This window comes from Asticcacaulis sp., assembly GCF_027484505.1.
In the GTDB taxonomy this organism is placed as follows: domain Bacteria; phylum Pseudomonadota; class Alphaproteobacteria; order Caulobacterales; family Caulobacteraceae; genus Asticcacaulis.
The window spans coordinates 1-3001 of sequence record NZ_JAIXSV010000369.1 but is presented as its reverse complement, the minus strand read 5'-3'; the positions used below and the strand labels follow the sequence as shown (position 1 = coordinate 3001).

3 protein-coding genes are annotated in these 3001 nt (G+C 62.4%); all 3 read left to right on the top strand.

What is annotated here, in order from left to right; all coding sequences use genetic code 11:
• A partial coding sequence (locus Q0072_RS21840) for a glycosyltransferase (protein ID WP_298334161.1) occupies positions 1-1416 on the top strand: 1416 nt, incomplete at its 5' end.
• A gap of 48 nt (positions 1417-1464) precedes the next feature.
• Positions 1465-2484, top strand: a complete 1020-nt coding sequence (locus tag Q0072_RS21835) for a LacI family DNA-binding transcriptional regulator (protein ID WP_298334158.1) — start codon at positions 1465-1467, stop codon at positions 2482-2484.
• Positions 2485-2801: 317 nt separating this feature from the next.
• The coding region (locus Q0072_RS21830; RefSeq protein ID WP_298334155.1) for a hypothetical protein at positions 2802-3001 on the top strand (200 nt) is incomplete at its 3' end.

Below are 3001 nucleotides of genomic sequence, written 5' to 3'. Positions count from 1 at the left end.
TTCCTGTTTCCCGGCGCGGGCATTGTGCTGTTTGCCCTGCTGACGCCCGCCGGGCGGCAGTTGTGGACGCGCCCCAAATTCTGGGCGACCGGAGGCGTGGCGACGCTGGGGCTTTTGCCGTCGCTGCTCTACAACGCCTTCAACGACTGGCCCGCCATCGCCTTTCACCTCACCAACCGCCCGGTGTGGCGGCCGGAACTGAAGCTGATGACGGCCTTCCTCAATCAGCAGATCGCGCTGGTTTCGCCGGTCTTCTTTGCCGGCCTGATCTTTGCGGCCAAGACGCTGTGCTGGGACAAGCGACGCACGCCTCTGGCGCTTCTGGGCATCGTCGGCGTGTTTATCTTTGCCTTCTATTTTGTTCAGTCGCCCGCCAATGCGCAGATCATGCCGCACTGGCCGTTTCTGGCCTATGTGCCGTTGGTGGTGGGCCTGCCCGGTGTGCTGATAGGTTTCGTGGATGCGGCCAAAACCATGGGCGCGCGCCGTCTGCGTCAGGGGGCGCTGGCGCTGGGGCCCCTTCTGGCGCTGGGCGTCGGTATTGGCATCACCGTCTACGAATACGCCTGGGCGCATACCGAAAAGCTGCCGTGGCAGTGGAAGCAGATCAACTTCATGCGCAACGAAGACTGGACTGTGCTGCACCCGACGCTGATCGAGGCCGAGGCGCTGGCGCGGCAGCAGTTTGGTCCCGAAGTGGCCGTGGCGGTGTCGGGCCACGTCCCGGCGGTGCGTCTGGAATTCCCCAATAGGCCGACGCGCACCTTCTATACACTGGGTGAACCCTATGACCGCTTTTCGCGCTTTGGCACGGCGCGTCAGACCTGGGGGCTGGGGCTTAGTGATCTGATCAAGGCTCAGGCGGGCAAGGGCGTGGTGCTGGTCCTGCCTGATCCCAGTTATCTCTACCATCAGCCGGAGGAGCTGAGCTTCCGCCGCGACCTGTGTCAGCGTTTTGACGACCTGATGCTGTATAAGCGCGTTGAACTGCCGCCGGGGCGCAATGTGGTGGCGTTTTACACCGGGCGCCTGCGCAAAGACGCCGTGAAATCGCCGCCCGCGCCGTGCGCCCTGTTGCCGGAGCTGTATATCGCGCAGCCGCCGCGCGGGCAGTTCCTTGATGCCAATGCGCAGACCAACTATTTCGGTATCGCCGCCGATACTCAGGGCGTGACGCGCGTCGATATTCTGATCGATGGCAAGCCGGTGACGCAGGCCCATTACGGCCTTGATCCGGAAGGCTTCAAGACGCCCGACGCCCTGCGCTATGACCCTAACTGGCCGAAGCTGCAATTTGATTTCAAGCTGGATAGGGCCGGGCTAACACCGGGGCCGCACACCCTGTCGCTGCGCGCCACGCGCACTGACGGCACCACGGTCGAAGGGGCGGAAAAGTCCCTCTACATTAACAAATAGCCGCCGCTCCCGAAGCGGGCTATGCTGCGCAAAAAAGGGAGGCTCCGCGTGGGGGTAAAACGGCCAACATCCTTTGACATAGCGGCGCTGGCCGGCGTTTCGCAGGCCACCGTGTCGCGCGCGCTCAGCCACTCACCGGCGGTGTCCGAAGAGGTGCGAAAGCGTGTCTTCGAAGCGGCGCAGCAGCTCAACTACACGGTCGATGTCAATGCGCGCAAACTGCGCTCAAAGAAGATCAACACCATCGCCGTGCTGATTTCCGAAGACCTCGATCAGGACAATCCGATCAACCCGTTCTTCGTGCCGCTGCTGGGGGCCATCCTCAAATATGCCGGGCAGAGGGGCTATGACGTCCTGACCTCGCTGCAACAGCAGAGCGCCAGCTGGAGCAACGATTATGGCTTTGCGCGGCGTGCCGATGGCCTGATCCTGCTGGGCTATAAGGACTATGACGACTATGTGCGCAAGGCCGAGGGCTTAAGCGACATCGGCGAACCGTGGGTGGTCTGGGGGCTGGTGCAGCCGGGAGCGGGGCACAGTGTGGGCTCGGATAATGCGCAGGGGGCCTATGAGGCCGTGTCGCACCTGATCCGGTTGGGACGGCGGCGCATCGCCTTTCTGGGTGAGGCCTCCTCCAGCCACCCGGAGTTTCGTGACCGCTATGACGGCTATGCGCGGGCGCTGCGCGAAAACGGCCTGAGCCTGGATGACGACCTGCTGGCCGACTGCTTTATCTCGCGCGAAGACGGGGCGGCGGCGGTGGCGCGGCTCATGACACGCGGGGCCGAGTTTGATGCGGTGTTTGCCACGGCGGACCTGCCGGCGATCGGGGCCATGCAGGCGCTCCAAAAACAGGGACGGCGCGTGCCGCAGGACGTGTCGGTGATCGGCTTTGATGACCTGTGGGCGGCGGCCTGCACCACACCGGCGCTTTCGACCGTGCGTCAGGATACGACGGCGGCGGCGCGGGCGCTGGTCGATGCGCTGGATCGCATGATCGCCAATGAACCGGTCGAGCCAGTGCGCGTGCCGACCCGACTGATCATCCGCGAAAGCTGTGGCGGATAGCCAAAAAATAACCCCGTGCGACGGGAGACGCGCAGCGGGGTTAAAAGGTCAGGTTTGAGAAGAAACCATTCCAGGGCTGAAATGGCGGTTCCGCCGCGTTGCCACGGGCAGAAGGGGTATCAGGGGGGAGTCGTTCTGTGTGTTGTCCCTGTAAAATCGTTTGACTGGAAACTAGGTTGCGGGGCGCGCAGCGGCAATCTGAATACGTATTCAACAAGAGCCGCGTCGTTCTGAATACGTATGCACGCACCGTCGGCGGGGCGGTGTGCTAACCACAGGACAAATCACAACAGCGACAAAACACAGGGAGACAGACGATGACAGTTCGCGCAAAGCGCTTTAGCCTTAGAGCGTTCGTCGGCTCAGTTGAGCCGCCGTATCGCTCTAATTTTTTATCTGGTCGCGCAATTTTTCCGAAAAGTGGTGCCCACTTTATCGGATTGCGCTTTAGTACGCCAGTTTTGATGGGGCTTGCCATGACGCTTACCGCTACGACCGCAACGATCGGCTGGGCCCC